The organism is Candidatus Poriferisocius sp., assembly GCF_965208355.1.
Classification (GTDB): Bacteria; Actinomycetota; Acidimicrobiia; order Acidimicrobiales; family Bin134; genus Poriferisocius.
Genome location: NZ_CBDBOM010000003.1, coordinates 2,879,939 through 2,903,473 on the forward strand (window position 1 = coordinate 2,879,939; position 23,535 = coordinate 2,903,473).

25 protein-coding genes are annotated in these 23,535 nt (G+C 65.9%); 5 read left to right on the forward strand and 20 right to left on the reverse strand.

What is annotated here, in order from left to right:
• Position 1: 1 nt before the first annotated feature.
• The 5 genes from ACOGXH_RS14730 to ACOGXH_RS14750 all read right to left on the reverse strand — a co-directional run bounded on the left by ACOGXH_RS14730 (position 2) and on the right by ACOGXH_RS14750 (position 4,230).
• Positions 2-1,528, reverse strand: a complete 1,527-nt coding sequence (locus ACOGXH_RS14730; protein ID WP_419929841.1) for a class I adenylate-forming enzyme family protein — start codon at positions 1,526-1,528, stop codon at positions 2-4.
• On the reverse strand, positions 1,528-1,944 hold the full coding sequence (locus ACOGXH_RS14735; protein WP_419929842.1) for a Zn-ribbon domain-containing OB-fold protein: 417 nt from the start codon (positions 1,942-1,944) through the stop codon (positions 1,528-1,530). The genes ACOGXH_RS14730 and ACOGXH_RS14735 overlap by 1 nt, the downstream gene beginning before the upstream one ends.
• Before the next feature lie 14 nt (positions 1,945-1,958).
• Positions 1,959-3,152, reverse strand: a complete 1,194-nt coding sequence (locus ACOGXH_RS14740; protein WP_419929843.1) for a cytochrome P450 — start codon at positions 3,150-3,152, stop codon at positions 1,959-1,961.
• A gap of 29 nt (positions 3,153-3,181) precedes the next feature.
• A complete protein-coding gene (locus tag ACOGXH_RS14745; protein WP_419929844.1) occupies positions 3,182-3,949 on the reverse strand; it encodes an SDR family NAD(P)-dependent oxidoreductase in 768 nt (255 codons plus the stop codon).
• Positions 3,950-4,014: 65 nt separating this feature from the next.
• Complete coding sequence (locus tag ACOGXH_RS14750; RefSeq protein WP_419929845.1) at positions 4,015-4,230, reverse strand: ferredoxin; 216 nt, start codon at positions 4,228-4,230, stop codon at positions 4,015-4,017.
• Positions 4,231-4,294: 64 nt separating this feature from the next.
• On the opposite strand from ACOGXH_RS14750, the gene ACOGXH_RS14755 reads away from it, so the two are divergent.
• The 3 genes from ACOGXH_RS14755 to ACOGXH_RS14765 are packed head-to-tail and all read left to right on the forward strand — an operon-like array spanning position 4,295 to position 6,868.
• Positions 4,295-5,056 carry an SDR family NAD(P)-dependent oxidoreductase gene (locus ACOGXH_RS14755; RefSeq protein WP_419929846.1) on the forward strand — a complete coding sequence of 254 codons (762 nt, stop codon included), beginning with the start codon at positions 4,295-4,297 and terminating at the stop codon, positions 5,054-5,056.
• Positions 5,049-5,387, forward strand: a complete 339-nt coding sequence (locus ACOGXH_RS14760; protein WP_419929847.1) for a nuclear transport factor 2 family protein — start codon at positions 5,049-5,051, stop codon at positions 5,385-5,387. The genes ACOGXH_RS14755 and ACOGXH_RS14760 overlap by 8 nt, the downstream gene beginning before the upstream one ends.
• Complete coding sequence (locus tag ACOGXH_RS14765; protein WP_419929848.1) at positions 5,387-6,868, forward strand: FAD-dependent oxidoreductase; 1,482 nt, start codon at positions 5,387-5,389, stop codon at positions 6,866-6,868. Before ACOGXH_RS14760 ends, ACOGXH_RS14765 begins: the two co-directional genes overlap by 1 nt.
• On the opposite strand, the gene ACOGXH_RS14770 is transcribed toward ACOGXH_RS14765, so the two are convergent.
• The 8 genes from ACOGXH_RS14770 to ACOGXH_RS14805 all read right to left on the reverse strand — a co-directional run bounded on the left by ACOGXH_RS14770 (position 6,869) and on the right by ACOGXH_RS14805 (position 14,831).
• Complete coding sequence (locus ACOGXH_RS14770; protein ID WP_419929849.1) at positions 6,869-8,191, reverse strand: FAD-dependent oxidoreductase; 1,323 nt, start codon at positions 8,189-8,191, stop codon at positions 6,869-6,871.
• Positions 8,192-8,221: 30 nt separating this feature from the next.
• Positions 8,222-8,737: a VOC family protein gene (locus tag ACOGXH_RS14775; protein WP_419929850.1), complete on the reverse strand. Its 516-nt coding sequence runs from the start codon at positions 8,735-8,737 to the stop codon at positions 8,222-8,224.
• Positions 8,730-9,416, reverse strand: a complete 687-nt coding sequence (locus ACOGXH_RS14780) for an SDR family NAD(P)-dependent oxidoreductase (RefSeq protein ID WP_419929851.1) — start codon at positions 9,414-9,416, stop codon at positions 8,730-8,732. The genes ACOGXH_RS14775 and ACOGXH_RS14780 overlap by 8 nt, the downstream gene beginning before the upstream one ends.
• Positions 9,417-9,421: 5 nt before the next feature.
• Complete coding sequence (locus tag ACOGXH_RS14785) at positions 9,422-10,132, reverse strand: ABC transporter ATP-binding protein (RefSeq protein ID WP_419929852.1); 711 nt, start codon at positions 10,130-10,132, stop codon at positions 9,422-9,424.
• Positions 10,132-11,079 carry an ABC transporter ATP-binding protein gene (locus tag ACOGXH_RS14790; RefSeq protein WP_419929853.1) on the reverse strand — a complete coding sequence of 316 codons (948 nt, stop codon included), beginning with the start codon at positions 11,077-11,079 and terminating at the stop codon, positions 10,132-10,134. Before ACOGXH_RS14790 ends, ACOGXH_RS14785 begins: the two co-directional genes overlap by 1 nt.
• Positions 11,076-12,179 carry a branched-chain amino acid ABC transporter permease gene (locus tag ACOGXH_RS14795; protein WP_419929854.1) on the reverse strand — a complete coding sequence of 368 codons (1,104 nt, stop codon included), beginning with the start codon at positions 12,177-12,179 and terminating at the stop codon, positions 11,076-11,078. Before ACOGXH_RS14795 ends, ACOGXH_RS14790 begins: the two co-directional genes overlap by 4 nt.
• A 3-nt stretch (positions 12,180-12,182) precedes the next feature.
• Positions 12,183-13,280, reverse strand: a complete 1,098-nt coding sequence (locus ACOGXH_RS14800; RefSeq protein WP_419929855.1) for a branched-chain amino acid ABC transporter permease — start codon at positions 13,278-13,280, stop codon at positions 12,183-12,185.
• A 102-nt stretch (positions 13,281-13,382) separates the two neighbouring features.
• The gene (locus ACOGXH_RS14805) at positions 13,383-14,831 is read right to left on the reverse strand and encodes an ABC transporter substrate-binding protein (protein WP_419929856.1); all 1,449 of its coding nucleotides are present in this window, start codon (positions 14,829-14,831) and stop codon (positions 13,383-13,385) included.
• Positions 14,832-14,922: 91 nt separating this feature from the next.
• On the opposite strand from ACOGXH_RS14805, the gene ACOGXH_RS14810 reads away from it, so the two are divergent.
• Positions 14,923-16,128 (forward strand): cytochrome P450, encoded by a 1,206-nt coding sequence (locus tag ACOGXH_RS14810; RefSeq protein ID WP_419929857.1) that lies wholly within the window; start codon positions 14,923-14,925, stop codon positions 16,126-16,128.
• Here the strand turns inward: ACOGXH_RS14810 and ACOGXH_RS14815 are convergent.
• Genes ACOGXH_RS14815 through ACOGXH_RS14825 form a run of 3 tightly spaced genes read right to left on the reverse strand, consistent with a single transcriptional unit; the run spans position 16,125 to position 19,214 of the window.
• Complete coding sequence (locus tag ACOGXH_RS14815) at positions 16,125-17,447, reverse strand: amidohydrolase family protein (RefSeq protein ID WP_419929858.1); 1,323 nt, start codon at positions 17,445-17,447, stop codon at positions 16,125-16,127. The genes ACOGXH_RS14810 and ACOGXH_RS14815 overlap by 4 nt on opposite strands.
• Positions 17,448-17,462: 15 nt before the next feature.
• Positions 17,463-18,326, reverse strand: coding sequence for a hypothetical protein (locus tag ACOGXH_RS14820; RefSeq protein ID WP_419929859.1), 864 nt, complete (start codon positions 18,324-18,326; stop codon positions 17,463-17,465).
• 54 nt (positions 18,327-18,380) lie between these two features.
• Positions 18,381-19,214: an SDR family oxidoreductase gene (locus ACOGXH_RS14825; protein ID WP_419929860.1), complete on the reverse strand. Its 834-nt coding sequence runs from the start codon at positions 19,212-19,214 to the stop codon at positions 18,381-18,383.
• Between the two features lie 50 nt (positions 19,215-19,264).
• On the opposite strand from ACOGXH_RS14825, the gene ACOGXH_RS14830 reads away from it, so the two are divergent.
• Positions 19,265-19,774 (forward strand): nuclear transport factor 2 family protein, encoded by a 510-nt coding sequence (locus ACOGXH_RS14830; protein ID WP_419929861.1) that lies wholly within the window; start codon positions 19,265-19,267, stop codon positions 19,772-19,774.
• On the opposite strand, the gene ACOGXH_RS14835 is transcribed toward ACOGXH_RS14830, so the two are convergent.
• Genes ACOGXH_RS14835 through ACOGXH_RS14850 form a run of 4 tightly spaced genes read right to left on the reverse strand, consistent with a single transcriptional unit; the run spans position 19,771 to position 23,512 of the window.
• Positions 19,771-20,751 carry an amidohydrolase family protein gene (locus ACOGXH_RS14835; protein ID WP_419929862.1) on the reverse strand — a complete coding sequence of 327 codons (981 nt, stop codon included), beginning with the start codon at positions 20,749-20,751 and terminating at the stop codon, positions 19,771-19,773. The two genes, ACOGXH_RS14830 and ACOGXH_RS14835, sit on opposite strands and share 4 nt — an antisense overlap.
• Before the next feature lie 43 nt (positions 20,752-20,794).
• Positions 20,795-21,553: a carboxymuconolactone decarboxylase family protein gene (locus ACOGXH_RS14840; RefSeq protein ID WP_419929863.1), complete on the reverse strand. Its 759-nt coding sequence runs from the start codon at positions 21,551-21,553 to the stop codon at positions 20,795-20,797.
• A gap of 42 nt (positions 21,554-21,595) precedes the next feature.
• A complete protein-coding gene (locus ACOGXH_RS14845; protein WP_419929864.1) occupies positions 21,596-22,354 on the reverse strand; it encodes an SDR family NAD(P)-dependent oxidoreductase in 759 nt (252 codons plus the stop codon).
• Between the two features lie 3 nt (positions 22,355-22,357).
• Entirely contained in the window at positions 22,358-23,512 is a 1,155-nt protein-coding gene (locus tag ACOGXH_RS14850) for an acyl-CoA dehydrogenase family protein (protein WP_419929865.1), read from the reverse strand.
• Between the last annotated feature and the right edge of the window lie 23 nt (positions 23,513-23,535).

The following is a 23,535-nucleotide window of genomic DNA, read 5'->3' on the forward strand; positions in this document are numbered from 1 at the left end:
CTCATACTTTCCGGCCCTCTCCCCAATACCGGGAGCGGAGCTCCTCCTTGGCGATTTTTCCCACCGCGTTCTTGGGCAGCGAGTCGGCGAACTCCACCCGCTCGGGGATCTTGATGGAGGTCAGCTCCGACTGCCGGCACCACAGCCGCAGTTCTTGGTCGTCGGCAGATGCGCCTTGCTTAAGGGCCACCACGGCCACGATGGCCTCGCCCCACTCGGGGTCGGGCACGCCGATCACCGACGCCTCCAGCACGGCGGGATGGCGATACAGCACATTCTCGATCTCGGTGGGGGCGATGTTGAGCCCGCCCCGGATGATGAGGTTCTTCATACGGTCGACGATGTAGATGAAGCCCTCCTCGTCGATCTCGGCCACATCGCCGCTGTGCATCCACCCGTCCCGTAGCGCTTCGGCCGTGCGCACGGGATCCCGGAAGTAGCCCTTCATCACATGGGGGCCGCCGAAGACAACCTCGCCCCGCTCCCCCACCGCGACGTCCCGGCCATCGGGGTCCACTACCCGCACGTCCACCGCGTACGACGGCTGCCCGCACGACGACAGCAGCTCGGGCCGCTCCTCCAAGCCCCGCACATGGTCTTCTTTGCGCAAGATGGTGCCAATGGAGGCAATCTCGGCCATGCCGTAGAGCTGGTTGAACACCGGGCCGAAACGCTCCACCAACTCGGCCAGGCGGTCGGGCGAGATGGGCGACGAGCCGTAGCCCAGGGTGCGCAGCGAACCCAGGCGGTGGTCGTCGGTCCGCTCGAGGCGGTCGAGCAGACGCATGAGCTGGGTGGGCACCAGAAACGAGTGGCTCACCCCGTGCTCTTCCACCAGGCGGGCATAGCGCACCGGGTCGAAGTTGCGGCTGTCGACAAACCCCTGGGCCGCGCCGATGAGCAGGCAGGGCAGGATTGTGATGTTCACGCTGGAGTTGTGGGGAATCTGAATGAGGTAGCGACTGTGGCGGTCGATCTCGTACTCCAAGCAGGCCACGGTGGCGTGCTGAAGCACCCGGGCGTGGTCGAAATGCACCCCTTTGGGCCGCCCAGTGGTGCCGCTGGTGTAGACGATGCAGAAATCGTCCTCCGGTCGGACCCGATGCAGCGTGTCGGGGACAGTGGCTGATGCGGCGTCGGCCAAGGCGTCGAGGTCGCGGTCGATGTCGATAATGGGTAAGTCGAACCCGTCGAGCTGGTCGCGGTGCTCGGCGTCGGTGATGGCCAGCACTGGATCGGCGTTGTCGAACACCTGCTCCAGCTCCACTGGACCGAGTCGGAAGTTGAGCCCCACATAGCATCCGCCGGCCTTGGTGATGCCGCCCAGCACCTCCACCACCTCCGGGCGGTTGGCCACCAGCAGCGCCACCCGGTCGCCCTTGCCCAGGCCATGGGCGACCAATAGGGCATTGGCGATGCGGTTAGTGCGCTCATCGAGCTGTTGATTGTTCAGCTCCCGCTCGCCGAATATGGCGGGGTCGCCGGGATGACGGGCCGCGTTGCGGGCGAAGGCCAAGCCGACGTTCATCAGGCTGCCCCGTCAGGGGCAAATGCCGGAAGCCGATGGCCGTCGGGGCCAGTCACAAAGCGCACGCTCACCGCCATGTCGATGGCCACGTCCTCGGGCTGGCACCCCACGATCCAAGTGAGCAGGTGCCACCCCTCCTCGATGTCCACGTCGGCCAGGACGTAGGGGGCGTCGAACTCGGAAGTGGGCGGGCGGTGGATGGTGGTGTGGCTGTACACCCGGCCCCGTCCGCTGCTGGGCTCATAGGTCCAGTTGGTGCTCTGACATTGTGGGCAGGCGAACTGGGGAACGAAGAAGCTCTGGCCGCAGTCTCCGCACACCGGTCGAACCAGCTCACCCCGGTCGACCGCAGCCCAGAATTCTCCGGTGAGCGGGCGCAGACTCCGGTCCTCAAGCTCGTCAGTCGGCCCGTCCATCAGCGATCTGCTTATCAGAACAGCACGGGGTATGTGCCCCACCAGACCCGGGCGATGTTGGGGTCTTGCTGGGGAGGATTGTCGGGGTCGCGCTGTGCACCGCGGGCCAGCAAGCCCCGCAGGATCAGCGCCACCGTGCCCAGCAGAATGGGCGCCCCGGTGTTCTCGTCGGCGGGCACGCCGCCGTCAAGCTCCATGCCGATGCAGGCGTGGCGTCCCCCGCCAAAGGTGTGGCCCCAACGAGGCACGTCGTCGCGAATCGAGCGAAGCGGGTTGAAGCTGTCGGCGTCGGCCCCGAACACTTCGGTGTCCCGATTGGCCGACCACAGGTCGAACATCACCGTGTCGCCCACCGCCATCTCGGTGCCATCGCGCAACGTAACCGGCTCCACCGCCTCGCGGCCGGCCACGGGGCTGGCCGGGTGCAGCCGCATTGACTCATGGACGCAATGCTGGAGGAACACTGGATTTTCGACCATGCGGGCGCGGTCTTCTGGGTGGTCGTCGAACCAACCGAAGGCGCCGTGAACGGCGTGGGTCGTGGCTGCCCCGGTGGAGTGCATTCCGGCCAGTATGTAGAAGGCCACCTCCCGACGGACCACGTCGCGGGGCAGATCCAGGGAATCCTGATTGCGCACCAGCACGGTGAGCACGTCTCGGGGTAGATCGTCCTCGGGGATTTCCCCGGCGACGAACCGCTCGAACAGGTCGGTGCGGCTAGCCAGCGACGGGGCGAAGAACTCCTCGTCCCAGCGCTCCAACGCGTCGGCCACCTCCGCCCTCAGCTCCTCAGGGTCTCTGGTGCTGTGGACCGCAGTTGCCCCCTCGCTGAACTTCACCGCATAGGAATACAGCCGATCAGTCTCTTCCGCCGTTCCCTCCGAGTAGTCCACCCCGGCAGCGGCGGCGGTGAGGTTGACCACGATGCGCCGGGCCAACGGCACCACGTCGCCCTGTCCTGCGGCCGCGGCGGGGTCCAGCACTGCGTCCACCGCAATGGGCAGAAGATCCCGTTCGTAGTGCTCAAACGTCTCCCGGCGAAACAGCCGATTCTCCAGCCGGCGGCGCCGACGGTGATCGTCTCCCCACAGGGTGAGCAGAGTGTCAGCCATGATCACCCCGGCGGCGTCGTAGAGCGCTTGCTTTAGGCCCTTTTGCCGATAGCCGTCGCGAACGTCGTCGAACCGGGTGAGGGTGAACTCTGCCATCGGGTTTTCCTCCTTGGGGCCTTTCAGCCCTATTCGTCGATGCCGTCGATGGACGCGGGGCGGGGCATTCCGGCCAGCACGGTCGAAACCACGCCACCGTCCACCACTAAATTGTGGCCGTTGACGTATTCGGCGTCTTCCGAGCACAGCCACATCACCGCTTTGGCGATGTCGTCGGCCGTGCCCAGGCGCCGGCTAGGAGTGCGGGCCGATCGGGTGGCCCGCACTTCGGGGTCGGCCAGGACGGGCGCCGACATGCCGTCGTCGATGATGCCGGGGGCCACCGAGTTGACCCGGATGCCGGCCGCACCCCATTCGATGGCCATCTGGCGGGTGAGCTGGATCACCGCGGCCTTGGTCGGGCTGTAGGCCCCGGAATTGGGGCCGGGAGCGATACCGTTGATGGAGGCGATGTTGACAATCGACCCTTGGCGTCCTTCGGCGATCATCCGGCGGGCCACCGCTCGACCACACACGAATGGACCGGTGAGGTTCACATCCACCACCGCCCGCCAATCGTCTTCCGAGTGGTCGACCAGGGGGGTGAAGCGCACAATGCCCGCGTTGTTGACCAGCGCATCAGGGGTGCCGAAGGCATCCAGCGCGGCTTCAACAGCACTGGAGTCGGTGCTTGAGGCCACCAGGGGCACTGCATCGGGGAGCGACTGGGCAATCTGCTCGACGGCCTCGCCGTTGATGTCCAGCGCCCCCACCCGGTAGCCGGCGGCGGCAGCCTGCCGGGCGATCTCGGCTCCAATGCCGTGTCCGGCCCCCGTCACAATGATCGATTTCGTCACGAGCGCAAACCTTAGTGGTCCGTCTGTGAATCAGCGGTGGTTGCCATGTACGGCGGCTACCGGAGCTACTCCAGCAGGTTGCCGTTGTCGTCGAATACCTGGATGGCCCGGGAGGGGCAGTTGCGGGCCGCCCGGAGGAGCTGCTGGTCGGTGAGATTCCCTGAGGTGGGCAGCACGGTAGCCAGCTCGTCGTCGTCGAACGCGAAGGCCGCGGGATAGTCGGCCACGCACCTTCCCGAGCTCATGCACTCATCCTGGTCGATCTCCACCCGGTAGGCCATGGCATGACCCTAGCCACCACATGACCCTGATGGTCTGACGGCTGCCCAGTAAGGTCGCAAGTCGATGAAGCCCATCGACGGGATGTCCGTATTGATCACCGGGGGCGGTTCGGGTATCGGCGCGGGGGCGGCCGAACACCTGGCTGGGCGGGGGGCGCGGGTGATTATCACCGGTCGTCGCCAAGACCGGGTTGATGAGGTGGCTGCTCGTCTCGGGGATCGGTGTCGAGCCGTGGCCGGGGACGTGACGGTGGCCACTGACCGCACGGCAATGATCGAGGCCGCGGTGGAACACGGCGGCGGGCTGGATGCCCTGATCAGCAACGCAGGCAACATGTACCGCGGTCCGGTGGATGAACTCGACGAACAGGCTCTGCTCGACGTGTTCCACGCCAACGTGGTGGCGGGGATGATGCTGGTGGGCGAAGCGCTGCCCCACCTGCGGGAACGAAGGGGATGCGTGTTGTTCGTGGGGTCGGTACACACCCAGCGGGCCTTTCCCGGCGTGGCCCCTTATGCCGCCACAAAGGGCGCGCTGGAGGCGCTCACCGGTGTGCTGGCCGCAGAGCTGGGCCCTCAAGGGGTCCGGGTGGGCTGCGTGCGGCCAGGCGCGGTGTTTACCGAATTGAACCAGCGGGCCGGGCTGATGGGTGACGACGAGGCCAAAGCCCGCTTGGAGGGGCTGGGGTCGGCTCACGCCTTGGGACGCATTGGCACCGTTACCGAGATCGCCGAGGCATTCGAGTACCTGATGGGCGCTGAATGGACCACCGGATCAGTGCTCACGGTGGACGGGGGCCTCAGCCTCGGCATCACCAATGCGTGACCCGATCACAACAGTCAAAGACCACCTCGACGCAATTCACACCGGTGACCCCAAGGCAATGGCTGCCGACTACGCCGCCGACGCGGTGCTGGTGCGGGATGTGACCTACCAGGGCAGAGACGCCATTGCCGGCTACTTCGCCACCGTGCCGGTGCGTCTGGGCGACGGCCTGGTGGAATTCGCCGAGCCCCGATTGGAAGGCGCGCTGGTGGCGGTGGCCTGGAAACTGGTGGGCGGCCCCGGCGACGGCACCTCGGGCACTGATCGCTTCGAGGTGGCCGACGGCATGATCGTCGGCCAGACAGTGACCCTCGACGGCGGGGACTTCTAGTGAGCGGTTCACAACTCTTCGACGAAACCCAAGACGTAGTGGTAGTCGGATTCGGCGCCGCGGGCACCGCCGCAGCCATCACCGCCAGCGATGCCGGCGCCTCGGTGGTGCTGGTGGAAAAGTGCCCTGAGCACCGCCATACCCCGTCGGCCCGGATGTCGGGGGGCATGGTCATGACGGTGACCGATGTGGAGGCCGGGGCCCGCTATCTGGATGTCTGCGCGTCGGGAATGGTGCCTTACGACGTATCCCATGCCTGGGCCGAACGGGCCGCCTGCCTGTCGCGGTGGTTCGAAGAAGCCATCGGCGGCTTGGACATGGTGCCCTCCGCCGGGGCCGAGCATCCCGATTTTGGGGGCGCGGAGTCGATAGTGGCCGTGCAGCCCGGCGGAGTGAGCGAACGCTTGGCCGCCGCGGCCGGAGCGGGTCCCCGGTTCTTCGAGGGACTGGCTGCCGCAGTAACCCGGCGGGACATCCCTATCCGGTGGGAAACCGCCGCCTCCCGGTTAGTCCAAGATGCCGATGGCCGGGTGACCGGGTTGACCGCCATTCGCGATGGCCAGTCAATTGCTCTGGGTGCCCGACACGGCGTGGTGCTGGCCTGCGGCGGCTACGAGTTCGACGAGGATTTCAAGCGCGACCACCTGCGGGTGTACCCGGTCCACTTCTACGGCAACCCCGAAAACACCGGTGACGGGGTGCGCATGGCTGCCAGCGTCGGAGCTTCCATGTGGCACATGAACCAGATGATCGGCCGGGCGATCGGCCACTTCGATCACAACGGACAGCCGTTGAACTTCATCATCGGCATCGACCCGCCCGGCTATGTGATCTGCGATCAAGCTGGCAACCGATTCGCCAACGAGCACAATCAAGCGCTGCTGCGCCACGACTTCTACTACGACCTGCTGGCCTACGAGCCAGCCACCAACACCTACCCTCGAGTGCCCTGCTACTGGTTCTTCGATGAATCCCGACGCAAGGCGGGGCCGCTCACCTATTCCCATTTCGGTGCGGTGGCTGTAGGACTCTACGACTGGAGCGACGACAACTCCGCGGAAATCGAACAGGGCTGGATCGCCCCGGGAGCCACCATTGCGGAGGCGGCAGTAGCCGCGGGAATGACCGAGGAAGCCGCCCGGCAGGCAGCGGCCACCGTGGACGCCTACAACCATGCCTGTCGCAACGGCGAATCCGACCCGTGGGGACGCCCGGCCGACACCATGGTCCCCATCGAAGAGCCGCCCTACTACTGCGTGGTGCTGTGGCCAGGAGGATCGAACACCACCGGGGGTCCCCGCCGCGACCGCCACGGCCGCATATTGGACGCTTTCGGCGACCCGATCCCCGGACTGTACGGGGCAGGAGAACTGGGCCAGGCCTCAGGCCTGCTCTATCCCGGCGACGGTTCCAACCTGTCGGAAGCTCTGTGCTTCGGCCAAATCGCCGTAGAACATGCTCTCGGCGAAAACCAGATCTGATTAGCGGCCAGCGACGACTCTGCCGGCGATGCGGCCCAGGGTGAGGGCGGCGGTGATCTTCACCCCTCCTAGGCCGATGGCAGGGCTGACCCCGCCAACGCAGTCGCCCACCGCGAACAGGCCGGGGATTGGGTCGCCGAAGACGTCGAGCACCTGCATATCGGCGTTGACCCGGAAGCCTCCAGCCGGGAAGTTGATGCCCACCACCATGGGGGCGGCCCACAGCGGCGGCTCGACGATGCCGGTTCGGGGCTGGCCGAAGATCACTCGGCCGAATTCGGGGTCGCGCTCGGTGCCCGATACCACGGTGTGATTCCAGCGACCCAGCGTTTGGGACAAGCCGTTGGCGTCGCACCCAATAGCCGCAGCCAGACCAGCGGGGTCGGTCCCAGATACCGCCGGTTCGGGCATCTCGTCCACGAGCTGGGCCTTGGCCTGGGCGACGCGGTCGTCGAACACATACCAGGCCTGCTGATCGGGCTGGGTTTCCAGGGCCGCGACCCGATCGTCGTACGGACCAGCCTCGTCGTGGAAGCGAAGGCCGCTGCGGTTCACCGCGATGGCATCCTCCACCAGCGCGGAACCCACCATGACCAGCGGGGGGATCATGGTCATGTTGATCAGGTCGCCGCCTACTGCCAGCCCCATTAGGTGTCCATCGCCCCGGCAGAGCTCGGTGCCCAAATAGGGGGTGGTGGCCTTGGCCTCGGGCTGGAAGCGAGTGCGTAGATCCGAGTTGGCCTGATAGCCGCCCGCGGCGAGGATGACCCCGTTAGCCGCCTCAAAGCGCCGGCGGGTATCGGTGTCCACCCCGGAGACTCGTTCGCCGTCGCTCCGCAAGCGAATCGCCCGACTCTTGTATCGGATATCCACTCCGGCATCGACAAGTGCAGGCTCGAAGCAGGTGGTGAACATGGTGGTATCGGCCACGCTGACCATCCGGTCCACGGTGTGCTGCACCGGGCGAGGCAGGAACCGGTCGAACCGGAAGCCAAGCTCGATGAGCTCCCGGTAGGTGGCCGCCGATTCCTCGGCGTAGCGCCGGGCCAGATCCTCGTCGAAAATCAGCCCGTAGCGGTGCTTTTGACGATCGATCTCAGCCTGCATGTCGGCCAAGAAGCCCTCTGGGGTGTCATTAGCCCCGTTGTCGGCCTGCATTTCGAAATCGGCGAAGGCCAGATATCCAGTGGAGCGGGCCGCGTTGCCTCCGAGCTGATTGTCGGCTTCCAACAGCACCACCGAGGCGCCGTCCCGGGCGGCGGCCAGAGCAGCCGCTGCGCCCCCCGGTCCCCCTCCTACGACGACTACATCGAAGGTTTCCATTGCAATTTCAGGCTATCGGCGGATTGTCGACTAGCGGTCAGTGGCAGCGGGGAAGTCGGCCCCGGCCAGCCAGTTGAGGAAGTCTTGGCGGCGGTTGGCGTCCACCAGCTCCACCCGGAGTCCGGTGGTGGGCAACCAGTGGTAGGTGAAGCCCAGCGGGCGACCGTCGGCCGCGTCGTAAGAGGCCAAGGGCTCGTAGCCGGCGTCGGCCAGTCGTTGGGCGTCGGCCACTAGGTCATGGCTCCAGTAGCCCAGATGATGCACGCCGCCCGCAGTGGCCGGATCCCAAACGGTGCCGGGAGCTCCCCTGATCAGCTCAATGTGGGGTGGCCCGGCAATGGAGTAGGTGAACTGGAACTCAGCCAGCACCACCCCATTGGGCTGGCGCACCATGAATTCCCGGTTCTGGACGACTCCCCATTCGAAACCATGGATGGCGCTCCACTCGGCCATCGCCGCATCCAGGTCGGTAACCACAACGCCGAAGTGGTAGAAGTCGTCGAGGGGCACCAGCCCTGAAATCGAATTGGATGTTGAGTCAGGCATTTCCGTGCCACCCTCCGTCGGTGAATAGAACTTCGCCCGTGATGTAGGACGACTTGTCGCTTAGCAAGAACGAGATGACTTCGGCGATCTCGGCCGGTTCGGCCACCCGGCCCATCGGCACCCGGGCGTCCAGCCAGGCGGCCTGCTCCGGGTCGCCCAGCCGCTCTGCGGTCATGGGGGTGCGCACCGGCCCCGGTGCTACCGCATTTACCCGCACCCCCAGCGGAGCAGCCTCCACTGCCGCGGCCCGGGTCAGCGCCGACACCGCCCCTTTGGAAGCCACGTAGTGGGCCTGGTCGGGTACCGCGATCTCTGCGTTCACCGAAGACACGTTGACGATGGCCCCTGACTCGCCGGGCTGGTGGCGGCGCAAAAACCCCCGGATGCCCAGCCAGGTGCCGACCACATTCACCCGCATATGGCGTTGGAATTCCTCAACCGAAGTATCCGCAATCGAGCTGCGGGTGCGGATGCCGGCGCAATTCACCAGGCCGGCCAGCGGCCCCGCCTGGTCCAGCACCTGATCCCAGGCAACCTCATCGGTCACGTCTAGGCCGACAACCCCGTCGGCGGGAGCGATGTCGGTAGCCACTACGTCCCAACCCGTACCCCCCAATACTCGGCAGGTGGCCGCACCGATACCCGACGCCCCGCCGGTTACCAGCACGCGGCCCGGCATCAGCGTCAGTGGCCCAGATAGGAGCGGACCAGGTCGTGGGAGGCCCGCAACTCGGCCGAGGGCCCGCTGATGTCGTTGTTTCCGGTGCGCAGTACGTAGGTGCGGTCGGATACCTCCAGCACCCCGGCGTTCTGCTCCACCAGCAAGAAGGTGGTGCCGCCCTCTTCCCGCAGGTCCACCACCAGCTCGAACAGCTGGTCCACCAAGTTGGGGGCCAAGCCGAACGACAACTCGTCGATCATCAGCAGCTTGGGCCGGGTAATCATGGCCCGAGCCAGCGCCAGCATCTGCTGCTGTCCGCCCGACAACGACGAAGCCTGCTCGCCGATCTTTTCGGCCAGCGCGGGCAGCAGGTCAAACAGCCGGTCGCGGTCGCGGCGAACTGCCGCCGCGCCGTCGGTCCGCAGCCCTAGTCCCAGCTCCAGGTTTTCCTTCACCGACAGGTTCTGGAAGATGCCCCGCCCCTCGGGCAAGTGACCGAGGCCTCGCATGGCCCGCCGCTCGATGGCCAGGCTGCCCAGATTCTCCCCATCGAGCACCACGGAACCCGACCAGGTGTCCAGCACGCCGGATATGGCCCGCAGCAAAGTGGTCTTGCCCGCGCCGTTAGCCCCCAGCACCGATACGATCTCGCCCTCTTCCACCGACAGCGAGACTCCGTGCAGCACTTCGAGGCGGCCGTAGCCCGAAACCAGGTCGTTAATCTCGAGCAGCACTACGACGACTCCTCCTGCTCAGGGGCGTCGTCATCGGTCCACACCTCTTCCAGCGAACTCTCTTCTTCCACATGGTCGATGTGGTGATGCTCCGACAGCGGCCCCTCCACCTCGTGAATCTCGCCGCCGTCTTCGGCCTCGAAGCCGTGGCCCAGATAGGCCTCGATGACCGCAGGATCAGAAGTCACATGCTCGGGGCTGCCTTCGGAGATGATCTCGCCGAAATGCAGCACGCTGATCTTGGGACACAGGCTGGTCACCAATTGCAGGTCGTGCTCGATGATGATCACACACAGGTTGCGTTCGGCTTGGATCTCCCGCAATCCCCGCAGCAGCACGGTCACGTCGTCGGCGCCCAACCCTGCGGCGGGCTCATCTAGCAGCACAACAGTGGGGTTGGCTACCAGGGCCCGGGCCACCTCTACCAGTTTCTGTGAACCCAGCGATAGGGCGCCGGCCTCCTCATGGGCCACATCGGCCAGCCCAAACCGGTCGAGCATGTCCATGCAGATCTGGCGGGCTTCGGTCTCCTCCCGACGCTGCTGGGGCAAGAGCAACAGTTCGGCAAAGTGCCCCCAGCGGAACAGATGATGGCGGCCCAACAGCGTGTTCTCCATCACGGTGGCATCGAGAATCAACCGAGGGGCTTGAAACGTGCGACCGATGCCGGCTTTGACCCGCTGGGTACGGGACATATGCAGCACATCCTCGCCGTGTAGTTGGACTGCCCCCTCGCTGCTGCGAACGTAGCCGGATACCACGTTGAATACCGTGGTCTTGCCCGCCCCATTTGGCCCGATGAGCCCGTTGAAACCGGGGGTGAAGTTGAGGTCAACCCCTATCAGCACTCGGTTTCCGCCGAAGGCCACATGTAGGTCCTCCACGGCCAGCGAAGCAACGGCATCGGCGGGGCTGGCACCCGACGGAGCAGTTTCGACGACGCTCATGTCGAGAAGTCCAACAACGACTCCAGTCTTCGCTGGAGGTCTTTCACCCACCGGCTGTCGCGAATCTGCTTGGGCAACACTGCGATCCCGTTGGGCAAGACGAGGACGGCCAGGATCAGCGCGATTCCCAAGATCAAGAACAGCAGCTTCTGGGTGTCTTGCAGCTTCTGGCGCAGGAACACAAAGAAAATGGCGCCGATCAACGGCCCCCACTTGCGGCCCAGGCCACCGACGATCAGCACCACCAGCAAGAAGACCAGCAGCCGGGTGCGGAAGGTGGATGGGTTGGCAAACGAGCTGTTCTGGGCCCACATGGCCCCGGCCAGCGCAGCGGCGAAAGCCGACAGGCCAAAGGCGACAAGCTTGTAATAGGTAGACGAGATGCCCAGGGGGCCGGTGGCGATGTCGATGTCGCGCACCGCCTTAAGGGTGCGGCCCAAACGCCGGTTGGTAAGCACGATGTAGGCCAACATCATCAGAAACAGCGCCCCAAGCGACAGCATGTAGGCGCTGAGGATGCGGTCGAGACCGGGAACAAGAAATTGGGGAACCTGCTTGCCGGTGCCGCCGTTGGTCTTCAGGCCACTCCATACGTCATCGTCGAGCCGGATGATGGTGACGATCAGCTCGCCGAGGGCCAGCGTGGCGATGGCCAGGAAGAAGCCCTTGAGCCGAGCGGCGGGAAAGCCCACCAGCACTCCGATGATGGCGGCGGCAATGCACACCACCGGTAGAGCTAAAAAGAATGGCCAGTCATACCCGGACAGTGCTTCTCGGGCGTCGCTGGGGGCCGACAGCACTGCGGTGCCATATGCCCCCAGAGCAAACAGCCCGGCCACGGCCAAACCCAAGGTTCCCGAGTAGCCCACCAACAAGTTGAAGCCCACCGCGGCGGCACCGTAGGCGAAGACGAAGGCAAGATTCCCTCGTCCGAAGTTGTTGCCGCTGTCGAAGATGTCGGTCCAGCCAAGAATGGGAATCCACGGCAGAAACGCCAGGAAGACGAATACCCCGATAGTGGTGAGCTGCTCCTGATATCGGCGAAGCCCAGGGGGTTTGGGTGGGTAAAGAGGTCGGGGAGGAGCGGAGGCAACTGTCATCGCCTACACCTCCCGAGTCCTAGCGGTACGGCTGAATCCGCCTGGAGCCACCAAGAGCACCACAACCACCACCAGCAGAGCGATGGTGGGCTGCAAGCTGGTGGAGATCTGACCGCCGGCCAGGGCCTCCCCCAATCCAACCAGCAGACCGCCGGCGAATGTTCCCCCCATCGACACGAATCCGCCCAGTACCGCGGCAATAAACCCTTTGAGAATGAGGCCTTCAGCGCTGCCCAACTCCAACACCGTGGAACTGGTGTTGAGGATCATGGCGGCCCCGGCCACGAAAATCCCGATGGCCCAGGCAATAAGCGAGACTGCCCCGGCGTTGATGCCCAGCATTCGGGCGGTGGGGCCGTCTTCGGCGATCGCCCTCATCCTCACCCCCCACTTGGATCGGAAGAACAGCGCCAATCCCACCACGATGGCCATCCCCACCACGATGGTGACGACCTGGTCCCACCCGATCCGGGTGCTGCCCAGGTCGAAGGTCTCTCCCGACCACGGAGCGTCGAAACGCTGCGGGGTAGCTCCCCACAGGTTTTCGATCAGAGAGCCCAGCGCGAATGTCAGACCGATGGTCAGCAGAAGCAGCGGAAAGTGATCCACCTTGCCGAGGGGCTTCACCCAGTAGCGCATCATCAGGTAGGTCAAAACCGCGGTAATGATGGCCAAGATCACCGCCACCGCTAGGGGGAATCCCTCGCTGGTGACCGGGAACCAGTCCAGGAAAGTGGGAAGCCCCTCATTGTTCAGGAAGTCAATGCTGATGTAGCCCAGACCGAGGGCGGAGAACGCCGCCAAGGGTTGTGTTGACAGCCCGGTCAGGGGACGGACCAGGAAGAACTGGGTGATGGCCCCAAACACCCCGGCAAAGGCCAACGCGAGGACAATGGCCAGCCAGAAGGGCCAGCCCACGCCGCCCTTGTCAGGGTCAGCGGATAGGAACCAGCCCATGTAGGCGGCCACCAGCCCCATTTCCGCGGTGGCGAAGTTGGGAACATCCGTGGACTTCATGATGACCACGATGGCCAGGCCGATGAGGCCGTAGCTCGAGCCGGCCTCCAAGCCAACCACAATTTGCTGGAGGAGTTGATCCACTCCTGTTCCCCCTCAGCCGCTTAAGGCATTTTGTCGGAATCCCGCATCTGGGCAAAGCCCTGGGGCTAGCCGTTGTGGGCTAGCCCCAGGGATTGCTCTAGATCAGGAATTTGGCTGCTGGAAGCCCCGGACCTGGCTCCAGGATTCCGTGGCAGCGTCATACTGAGCAACGCCGGCACCGGAAGCGCAGCTGTGGCCGCCGGGCAGTGTCCCGCAGGCCACCGGTGGGATGGAGGGCACCAGAATGGGATCATTCGTCAACGCCTCGGCGGTGGCGTGGAAGTTCTCATAGGAGTAGTCCCCGTCCAGCCGGTCGAACAGCTCGAAGAATGCGGTGATAATCGAGTAGGTCTGAAGGCTGAAGTTGGGGGCGCCGCCATCTTTACCGGGACCGTCGTAGGCGTCCCACAGCGCACTCCAGTGCTGGACAAACTCGTGGTCACCGTCGGGCAGTGCGACCTGTAGGGCACCGAGGTACCCGTCGGCAGCCTCGGGATTGGCCAAGCCAACCGTGTTCTGGCCACCGGCACCAGAGGAACCGGCATCGGAGCACACCAGGGCGTCGAATCCGGCCTCATGGAATTGGTCGAGCACCAGGCCATTCTGGGCGTTGTCCAGTGCGGTCAGCACTGCTTCGGCACCAGAGTCGATGACCGCTAGCACGGCAGGGCCGACCACGTCAGAAAGCACCTCAACCTCTTCTTTGGCCGTGATCTCCATGCCGTTGACGGGCGCCTGAATATCAATGGCGTTGAACGCCTCTTCGCCCAGTTCATTGTCCTGGCCGATGGCCGCCACCTTGGTCACACCTTGCTCGGCGAAGTAGTCGATGCAGATGCGACCCTGCTCGGTACGGGTCGGGTTGGTGAGGTACACCTCTTGGATGTCCTGGTCGGCGGGCGACACCGGCCCCCACAGCGGGGTGCCAGCGGCCTCGATGTCGGGATAGGTGGACGGGATGGCCTGCGAGCCTGCGGTCCCCACAAACGCCCACACGTTGTCCTGTTCGATCATCTTGCGGACGTTGGTAACCATCTGCTCGATCTCGAAGCGGTCATCCTCCCATGCCAGCTCGAAGGTGCAGCCGTCGATTCCGCCAGCGGCATTGACCTCGTCGACCGCCATCTGCAAGCCGCCCAACAGACCCTCGCCAGCGACGGCGGCCCGACCGGTAAACGGCTGGGACGTGCCGAGGGTGATCACGCCGTTCTCGGTGTCAACACCGCGCACATCGCCGTCGGTGTTGGCCCCGCAGCTCTCGACCATCTCTTCTTCGGCCATGTCGTCTTCTTCAGCCATGTCGCCGTCTTCTTCGACTACGCCGGGCATCTCGTCGGCCATCTCTTCTTCTTCGTGGTCGTCGTCGTCCTCGTGTTCGTGGTCGTGGTCGTCGTCGTCCTCGTGTTCGTGGTCGTCGTCATCGTCCGCTGCCGGCGCCTCGGTGGCCGCCGGAGCGGGTGCGGCGCCGCCATCGTCGTCATCGTTGCCGCATGCGGCAGCTACCAGGGCCACTGCAAAGAGCAGCGCCAGAACCTTCAAGAGCTTGGACATGGATACCCCTCCAGATCGTTGGATGTGCACTGATCGGACGTACACAAGTTCGGGACCCTAACAGACAATTCGCTATGGCAAAATACCGGAGATGGCAGAAATCACCGTGACCACGTTCGCCGAAGCCCGTGAGTGCTACCGGAACAAGAACCTTCGCCAAGCCCTATACGACGCCGGCGAGGTGATCATGAGCGATGTGGTGGTGAACCTCCATGGCGATGAGCACCGGGATCGCCGTCGCCTCGAGAACCGCCTTTTCCGCCGGGACACGTTCACCTTGTACGAGCAGGATTTGTTCCCGCCCATCATCGAGGCGACGCTGGCCCCCTATCTGGCCGAGGGCAAAGCGGAGCTGGTCAAGCTCGGCCACCAGGTGATGATGAACCTGGCCGCCTTCACCGCCGGGGTGGACCGGCCCCAAGGAACCCCGGAGGAGACCTTCCACCTCTACGACTACCTGACCACTTTCATCGAGGGGGCCACCCTGGCCCACTACACCGGCGACAAAGAGGCCAAGGTGGTCGAGATCGAGGCTGCCCTGGATGCATTCGACGCCGAGTTCCTTACCCCGGGCATGAATCGGCGCCAGGCGCTGCTCGACCAATTCGAGGCCGGGGAGATCGACACCGACGATCTGCCCAAAGACGTGCTGATGGTGCTGATGCACAACCAAGACAGACTGGAGCTGAGCAAGGAGACCATTCGCCGGGAGATCGCCTTCTACATGCTGGCCGGGGCCCACACCTCCGCCACCGCTTTCAACCGGGTGGTGCACAACATCTTCGGCTGGCTGGCCGAGCACCCCGAGGATGAGCATCGGGTGCGCGAAGACCGGCTCTTTGTGCAGAAGTGCACCCACGAGACCATACGGCTCCAGCCCTCCAGTCCCACCGGGATGCGCTGGGCGCTGGCCGATATCGACTTGTCCAGCGGGGTGCGCATCGCCGAAGGCGACCGGGTCACGCTGGATCTACTGTCGGTGAACCGGGACCAGTCGGTGTTCGGCGACGATGCCGCCGATTTCAACCCCGACCGAGCTCTGCCCGACGGCATTGCCCCGTGGGGGCTGAGCTTCGGCCAGGGCATGCACGCCTGCATCGGCCAAGACCTGGCCTCGGGAGTCTCCTTCGCGGACGGAGACGACTTGGATACCCACCTGTTCGGGCTGGTGCCGGCGGCGGTACAGACCTTGTTCGACCACGGCTGCCGCCCCGACCCCGACGATCCACCGGAGATGGACGCCTCCACCACCCGGCCCTACTTCGGCCGCTACCCGGTGGTGTTCGCCGCGGCCTAGTTGAGCAGATCCCTAGTGAGGATCTGGGCGGCCCAGTTGGCCACCTTCTCGCCGGAAATGGGCGCCCGGGTGGGCCAGGGACGGTCCAAGTCCACCGGCTTGCCCCGGCTGATCACCTGGCGGAGGTTGGACCGGTCGGCCAGAACGGTGACATCGGCGGCCGGGTCGCCGTCCACCACCAGCACGTCGGCGGCCATGCCCGGCGCCAGCGTGCCCACCTCCCCTTCCATGCGCAGGGCGATGGCCCCGTTGGCAGTGGCGCAGGCGATGGCCTGAAGCGGCAACAGCCCCACCGACTCCACCAGCACCTCCATCTCCCGGGCATGCCAGTGGCCATAGGGAGTGAGGGCGAACCCCGACTCCGAGCCGCACAGCAGCGGCACTCCGGCGTCGTGGGCCTTGGCCATCATCTTGGCAGTGGCCTCAATCTCGCCCCGGAACACGTCCTGCATACCCTCACCGGCGCCTACCAGGTGGCCGTAGTCGGCCAGATTGGCCAAGAAGGTGAAGGTGGGCATGAGGGCGGCACCGGCGTCGATCACCGCCTCTAGGCCGGCTTCGTCCATGAACGAGGCGTGGAGGATGAGGTCGACTCCGGCCTCGGCGCAAGCCCGGGTGCTGTCGGCTGAGCGGGCGTGGGCCATAACCGGGGTCTCCAGCTCGTGGGCGGTGTCGCACACCGCCTTCAGCTCCTCGGGCTTCCAGGCCAACAGCTCACCCTTGTGACGGGGGATCGAGCCAGTGGCGTGGATCTTGATCCAATCGGCCCCGTACTTGATGTGGCGCCGGGTCATCTGGATCATCTCGTCGACGGTGGTCACCACCTGGGCGTAGCCCACTACCCCGGTGTCGGGGATGAGCCGCCCAGCGGTGCCGCCCACTGCGGTGACCAAGGCCTGCACTCCGGTGGCCATCCGGGGGCCTTCCACCACACCGGCGTCCACGGCGTCGCGCAGCGATGGGCCCATGGAGAACAACGTGTCGGGGTCGCAGAACCCGGTCACCCCGGCCAGCAGCAGCTTTTGGAGATTCTGGGCGGCAATGAGGGCAGCCAGGGTGTGGTCGCGGTGGAAGAACAGCTCGTCGTTGGACTGCACGTCGTCGAAGGTGCAGTGGACGTGGGCGTCGATGAGTCCGGGCATGACCGTGCATCCGGCGGCGTCGATGACGGTGGCGTCCGGCTGGTCAGCCCCAGCATCAGGGCCAATGGCGGCAATCCGGTCGCCCTCCAGCAACACCGCCGTGTTGGGCTGGGGCGGGGCGCCGGTGCCGTCGATCACAGTTCCCCCGGTGATCACGATGGGCGTCGGCTCAGACATCTGGCTCGGTCCTTCTCAATCCCCCAGCAGGGCTGCGGCCGCGTCTTTGACGGACATTCCCACCTCGACGCCCCGGTCGCGGGCCGGCTGGTTGCACGCGCTGATTATCCCCTCATCGTACGCCTTGAACGCATCGCCCACCGGAGCACTCCACGCATCGCAGCACGCTCCGGCCAGTCCGTGGGCCTCGGTGATGGCCAATCCGGCGATGCCAGCGTCGTTCTTGCTGCGGCCCCCGTCGGAGCAGATGAATCCGTGGGGACTCACCTCCAAGAGAAAGTCGGCACCGCTGCGCCCGGTGTGGCCGGCGGTGACCAGCACATTGCGGGAGTCCTCGGGCAGGGCGAACACGATGGAGTCGGTGACCACGATCTGTCGTCCGGCGTCGGTGGTGGCCTTGACCTCGCGGCGAATCTTGGTGCCCTCGTCCACCTCGCCGGGATCGTTGTTCAACAGCAGCTTGGCCGCCTCGGCCACCGCCATGCCCTCCACAACGCCGCAGCGCTCGGCGTAGATGTTGAGCCGGGATATGACCCCGGTCTCAAAGAGATCGAGGCCGTTGCCAAGCTCTGCGCTCATCCCGTCGGCGGTGGCCGCGGGGATGCCCAGTGCCTCCAGGAACCACAGCCCGGAGATGCCCGCGCCGTCTTTGCCGATGCAGCCGTCGTGGCCGATGACCCCCTTAGGCCGATGGGGGGCCATGAGGCGGGCGGGAAGCACGCCCAAATACGACGACGGCACCACCACGTCAGTGTCCCGGTTGCGGGCGTCCACATAGCGGGCCGAGTCCATGGTCACGATCCGGCGGTCGCCGTCGGTGTAGACCACCTCTTGGGGGTGATCCTCCTCGTTGGCCAGCAGTGGGGCTTCTTCAGGCACGATTCGACGTTACTCCTTGGATTCTCTTGGTCTTCTCTTTGGAGCCTGCGGCCACTACAGCCCGGTGCGACCGGCTTCGCGGATCATGGGGGCGTAGTCGGCGAAGCCGGGGGCGTCGGCGCGGGCTCCGGTGGTGAACCCGGCGTCAGTGGCCAGGGTGTGGCCGCTGGTGTAGCCCGACTCGTCGGAGGCCAGCCACAGAGCGGCGTTGGCCACGTCGGCGGCTAGGCCGGGGCGGCCGATCAGCGGGGAGTTGGCGGTGAGCTCTTCTCGGGCGCCGTCCATGTTGGTGTGATCGCCGGTGTGGGCGAAGGCCACCATCGGAGTGAGCATCGACGCAGGGGCGATGCAGTTGACCCGGATGCCGAAGCGGCACAGCTCTGCGGCGGCGTTTTTGGTCAGGCCGACCACGGCGTGCTTGGCCGCAGCGTAGGCGTGAGGGCCCAAGCCGCCCATCACCCCGGCGGTGCTGGACATGGAGATGATCGAGCCGGTCATCCGGGGCTTCATCACCCGTGCGGCGTGCTTGACGCCGTAGAACACCCCGTGGAGCAGCACGTCGATGCTGGCGTGCCACTCATCGGCCGGCGTGGTGTCGACGGGGCCGACCGCGCCGACGATGCCAGCGTTGTTGTACATCACGTCGAGCTGGCCGAATTCGGCAACCGCGGCGTCCACCAGTCCGGCCACGTCGTCTTCGGAGGTCACGTCGCAATGAACGTAGATGGCGTCGCCCAAGGATTTGGCCAATTCTTGGCCGGCGTCGTCCTGGATGTCGCCAATGGCCACCCTTGCGCCCTCTTCCACGAAACGCTCAGCCGCGGCCCGCCCGATGCCACTGGACGCCCCGGTGATGGCTGCCACCCGCCCTTCCAGTCTTCCGCTCATCGTTGCCTCCTGTGAATTGACTGCGCCCGGCACCGTAATCTGAGCGGCCTATGGAGACCAGATCAGAAGACGCACAGGGCCTAGACGTGGAGCGCATTCAAGACCTCTTGGATCGCGACGCCATTCGCCACATCCAGATTCGCTACGCCTGGAGTCTGGACAACCACCGGTGGGAGGCGCTCAAGGAGGTCTTCTTGCCCGACGCGGTGGCCGACTATCGGGGAGAGCGATTCGAGGGGCTCGAGGCCATCGTGGCCAAGTGCGCCTCCTCGCTGGAGCCAGCCGACGCCAGCCAGCACATCAACGGCTGTCACTGGGCGCAGGTGGACGGCGACAAGGCCATCGCCGGCTGCTACTTCATCGCCACCAAGTACATCGCCGACACTCCGGGCGGCGACACCTTCATCGTCGGCGGCAAGTACATCGACCAGATGGTCCGCACTCCCGACGGCTGGCGCATCGCCCACCGCCTACTGGAGCAGACCTTCCTCGAAGGCAACCCCGAAGTAGAGGCCGTCTCCAACGCCCGCTGGGCCGCCCGCCAGCAAGAGGGGGCTTAGAGCCTCAGCAGGCGGGTGGCGTTGGCGTTGAGAGTTTCGGCCAGGTCGGCGACGTCGGGGCCCGTGCCCCGGTCCCAGCCGCCAAAGTTCGTGCCGTAGACCAGGCGGTCGGTGCCGTATTGCTCCAAGGCCAGATTGAGCTCGGCGGGGCCGGTGATGTGGCAGTCGAACCATAGGCGGCTGAGGGCTCGGTCGAATACCCCTGGTTCTTTGATCCATTCGGGAGCGGCGGGGCGGCGCTCGGCCAGCTTGCGGAGCTTGGACAACAGCACCGGCGTGGTGCCGCCACCGTGGGACAGGCACAGATCCAAGTCAGGGTGGCGCTCGGTGACCCCGCCGAACACCAGGGTGGCCACCGCAACCGTCTCCTCGTAGGAGTACTCCAGCACCAGGTCGAGGTCCCAGCGGCGCAGCCGGGGATCGAGCAGCGGGCCGTCTATGCCCGACTGGGTGGGGTGCAAGAAGTGGGGCACGTCCAACTCAGTACACAGCGACCAGAGCTGGTCGAGGGCCGGGTCGTCCAGCGGGGTGCCGAAATCGGTGCCGGTGTAGCCGGCCAGCAGGCCCAAGTCCCGCACCGCCCGCTGAAGCTCCGTGCAGGCGGCGTCCACGTCCTGCATGGGCAGCGCGGCCAGCCCGACGAAGCGGTCGGGGTGGGCAGCCACCGCGGCAGCCAGATCATCGTTGTGGCGGCGGCAGAAGTCGATGGCCAACTGAGGCTCGATGAAGTGCAGGTAGGAGAGCGGATTGGGCGACAGGGCCTGCACTGCTATCCCCTGGGCGTCCATGGCCTCGAGGCGCATATCCAGCTCGATGAACAGCGATCCTCGGTAGGCCACCCCGTCGAGCTGGTAGCCCCCCACCCGGAACCAGGGGGTGCCGTCGTCGTGGGCGCCGATCTCGGGACCGCACGGCCCGGCCGCGCCCATCGTGCCCTCCAGCACGATGTGGGCGTGGACGTCGATGAGTCCGGTCATGGGGGTGAGCCTCCGCTGCCTGCCTTGGAGGTGGCGGGCAAACCTATTGGCGGCCTTCCATGATGCCGTCGGCGCCGGGCAGCCAGGAGGCCACGCCGGAGATGGGGATGGCGCACACCACCGCCTCGGTAATCTCGGCCTCGGAGGCCCCGGCGTTGCGGGCGCCGTTGGCGTGGATGTTCACGAACCGGCTGGAGAACTCGGCGGCGTTGATGGTGCACAGCAGCAGCTCCACGTGCTTGGCGTCGAGCATGTTCTCAGCCAGCGACCACTGCCGCATGAGCACGTAGCCCTCCAAGGCCCGGGGGGCATTGTCGGCCATCACCTCGATGTAGTCGGGAACGAACCCGAAGTAGCTCTGGAAGTAGTCCAGCGCGGCCTGGCGATCCAGAGAGAAGTCGGGAATCGGCTCGGAGGACTGGTCGGCGGCAATGTCGAATGCCTGGTCGATGGCCCGGGCAAAGGCGTTGTAGGTGGCCTCGCCCCGGGAGATGAGCACGGCCAGCGATGCGCCCCGAGCGTCGCTCAGACTCAACCCCAACTCGCGAGACCGGGTCATCTCCCTAAGGGTCAGCTCCGGCTGGCCCCGAACCGCGGCGGCGCAGGCCATGTACAGCGCCTTGGCCCACGCGGGGCAGGCCCCGTCTCGGTCGGTCACGTCGCGGATGCGGGCGTAGCCCTCGGCGAACTTGGGGGAGATTGCGGCCAGCTCCCCGCCAGCCAGTGCGGGACTGCCCAACTCGCTGTGGACCGCGTTGTTGGACCCAGCTTGCGCATCCGTTGCAGCAGCTTGCATGGTCATCTCTTTCCTCCCTTGGCCATTTTCATTGTCAGAGCTTCAACATCAAAGCTTGGACACTTCTCCGCCGTCGATCACGAAACACGAACCGGTAACGAACCCGGACGCCTCCGATGCTAGGTAACAGACCAGCGGTCCGAGCTCATCGGGGTGGCCCATGCGGCGGGCGGGAATCTTGCGGAGCCGGGCGGCCAGGGTGTCGGGATCGCCCAAAACCGCGGCCTGGGCATCGGTTTCGAACGCTCCGGGGGCGATCACGTTCACCCGGATGTTGTAGCGGGCCCACTCTCCGGCCAGCGCCTCGGTAAGCCGCATCAGCCCGCCTTTAGACGCCGAGTAGGCGGCCAGAGTCGGCTTGCCCTTGAGCCCCGATGTCGAGGCCACGTTGATCACCGATCCGGGCCGCCCGGCGTCAATCCAATGTGATGCAGCTCGACGAGCCAGGGCCGCAGGGGCGGCCAGGTTCACGGCCAGCACCTCGTCGAACACGTCGTCGGGCTGGTCGACGAACTTGGAGGCGGGAGCGATGCCCGCGTTGTTGACCACCGAGTCGAGTCGGCCGAACCGGCTCACCGCCTCGTTCACCAGCCCGGCCACTGCGTCTCGGTCTCGCATGTCGCACGGCACGGCAGCCACCGCGTCACCCAGTTGGTCGGCCAGCGCATCCAGGGCTTTCTCAGAGCGGGCCGCAGCCACCACTTTGGCCCCTTCGGCCACCATGGCCTGGACTGCGGCCTCTCCCAAACCCCGGCTGGCCCCGGTCACCACCGTCACGTGGCCGTCAAGGCCCCAATCCACCGCCATCGCCTACTCCCCCTCCTCACCCTGTCGGTCGGCAACTTCGTCGCACAGCCGGGTGGCGATGCCCAGCCGGAGCACCTCGGAAGCGCCTTCATAGATGCGCATGGGTCGGGCCTGGCGGTAGTAGCGCTCGATGTCGGAGCCCCGAATGAGCCCCCATCGGCCCATCACCTGTACGCAGCGGTCCACCACCCGACTGGCCGCCTCGGTGGCGGCCAGCTTGGCCAGCGACGACCGGTCGAGGTAGGCCGACGGATCCTCCCGGGCGGCCTCGGCTGTGGCGTAGGCCAGCAGGCGGGTGGCCTCCAACTCGGCCCAAGAGTCGGCCAGAAGTCCCGCCACCGGTCCCAGCCGCACCAGCGGTCGACCGAACTGCTCTCGGGTGGCCGCGTGGCTGGCGGCACAGGTCAGCGCACCGTCCATCAGCCCCACGGCGGCCCCAGCCACCGAGATGCGGAATACCGACAGGGTGGCCAGCACATGGCGGAAACCAGCGCCGGGATCGCCCAGCCGGGCAGAGGCCGGCAATCGCACCCCGTCGAAGATCACCTCGCCCAGCACATGGGGGGCGATGATCTCCGGCGAGGGCTCGATCGACACGCCCGGGGCATCGGCGGGCACCAGCACCAGCGAGAACCGGTTCTCCTCCCGGGCCATGGTGGTGTAGAAGCCGGCCGCCCCGGCGTTGGAGATGAACGATTTTGCCCCGTTCAGCTCCACCTCATCGCCGTGGTCGGTCAACGTGGTCTCGATCCCCCGCAGGTCGGACCCGGCCACCGGTTCGGTCAGGGCCAGCGCGGCCAGCACCTCGGCACGAGCCACTCGGGGCAGCCACTGCTCACGCTGCTCGTCGGTGCCGGCTACGGCAATGGCGTAGCTGCCGATGCCCTGGAGGGCGAACAACGAGTCCAAGTGCGACGAAGCCCGCATGAGGGCCTCCCGAACCACGCACACCGCCAGCGGATCCACTCGCTCGTGGCGACCGCCATGAGCGGCCGGCACCATCAGCGAGCAAAGGTCGCTGGACCGCAGCACATCGAGGGTGGGCTGGTGGATGTGGCTGGCCTCGTCGGCCTCCGCGGCGAACGCGGCCACTTGGCGGGCCACCGCCCGGGCCTCTTCTTGAATGGCCCGTGTGTCGGAGTCGAGCTCGAACGCCATACGATGCCGGACAGTACGCGCTG

Coding starts and splice junctions, on each gene's coding strand:
- ACOGXH_RS14730 (WP_419929841.1), bottom strand. CDS start 1,528: ATGAACGTCGGCTTGGCCTTCGCCCGCAACGCGGCCCGTCATCCCGGC.
- ACOGXH_RS14815 (WP_419929858.1), bottom strand. CDS start 17,447: ATGTCTGAGCCGACGCCCATCGTGATCACCGGGGGAACTGTGATCGAC.
- ACOGXH_RS14790 (WP_419929853.1), bottom strand. CDS start 11,079: ATGAGCGTCGTCGAAACTGCTCCGTCGGGTGCCAGCCCCGCCGATGCC.
- ACOGXH_RS14740 (WP_419929843.1), bottom strand. CDS start 3,152: ATGGCAGAGTTCACCCTCACCCGGTTCGACGACGTTCGCGACGGCTAT.
- ACOGXH_RS14835 (WP_419929862.1), bottom strand. CDS start 20,751: ATGACCGGACTCATCGACGTCCACGCCCACATCGTGCTGGAGGGCACG.
- ACOGXH_RS14780 (WP_419929851.1), bottom strand. CDS start 9,416: ATGCCGGGCCGCGTGCTGGTAACCGGCGGGGCGTCGGGTATCGGTGCG.
- ACOGXH_RS14810 (WP_419929857.1), top strand. CDS start 14,923: ATGGCAGAAATCACCGTGACCACGTTCGCCGAAGCCCGTGAGTGCTAC.
- ACOGXH_RS14760 (WP_419929847.1), top strand. CDS start 5,049: ATGCGTGACCCGATCACAACAGTCAAAGACCACCTCGACGCAATTCAC.
- ACOGXH_RS14825 (WP_419929860.1), bottom strand. CDS start 19,214: ATGAGCGGAAGACTGGAAGGGCGGGTGGCAGCCATCACCGGGGCGTCC.
- ACOGXH_RS14775 (WP_419929850.1), bottom strand. CDS start 8,737: ATGCCTGACTCAACATCCAATTCGATTTCAGGGCTGGTGCCCCTCGAC.
- ACOGXH_RS14755 (WP_419929846.1), top strand. CDS start 4,295: ATGAAGCCCATCGACGGGATGTCCGTATTGATCACCGGGGGCGGTTCG.
- ACOGXH_RS14750 (WP_419929845.1), bottom strand. CDS start 4,230: ATGGCCTACCGGGTGGAGATCGACCAGGATGAGTGCATGAGCTCGGGA.
- ACOGXH_RS14850 (WP_419929865.1), bottom strand. CDS start 23,512: ATGGCGTTCGAGCTCGACTCCGACACACGGGCCATTCAAGAAGAGGCC.
- ACOGXH_RS14795 (WP_419929854.1), bottom strand. CDS start 12,179: ATGACAGTTGCCTCCGCTCCTCCCCGACCTCTTTACCCACCCAAACCC.
- ACOGXH_RS14840 (WP_419929863.1), bottom strand. CDS start 21,553: ATGACCATGCAAGCTGCTGCAACGGATGCGCAAGCTGGGTCCAACAAC.
- ACOGXH_RS14770 (WP_419929849.1), bottom strand. CDS start 8,191: ATGGAAACCTTCGATGTAGTCGTCGTAGGAGGGGGACCGGGGGGCGCA.
- ACOGXH_RS14830 (WP_419929861.1), top strand. CDS start 19,265: ATGGAGACCAGATCAGAAGACGCACAGGGCCTAGACGTGGAGCGCATT.
- ACOGXH_RS14735 (WP_419929842.1), bottom strand. CDS start 1,944: ATGGACGGGCCGACTGACGAGCTTGAGGACCGGAGTCTGCGCCCGCTC.
- ACOGXH_RS14805 (WP_419929856.1), bottom strand. CDS start 14,831: ATGTCCAAGCTCTTGAAGGTTCTGGCGCTGCTCTTTGCAGTGGCCCTG.
- ACOGXH_RS14845 (WP_419929864.1), bottom strand. CDS start 22,354: ATGGCGGTGGATTGGGGCCTTGACGGCCACGTGACGGTGGTGACCGGG.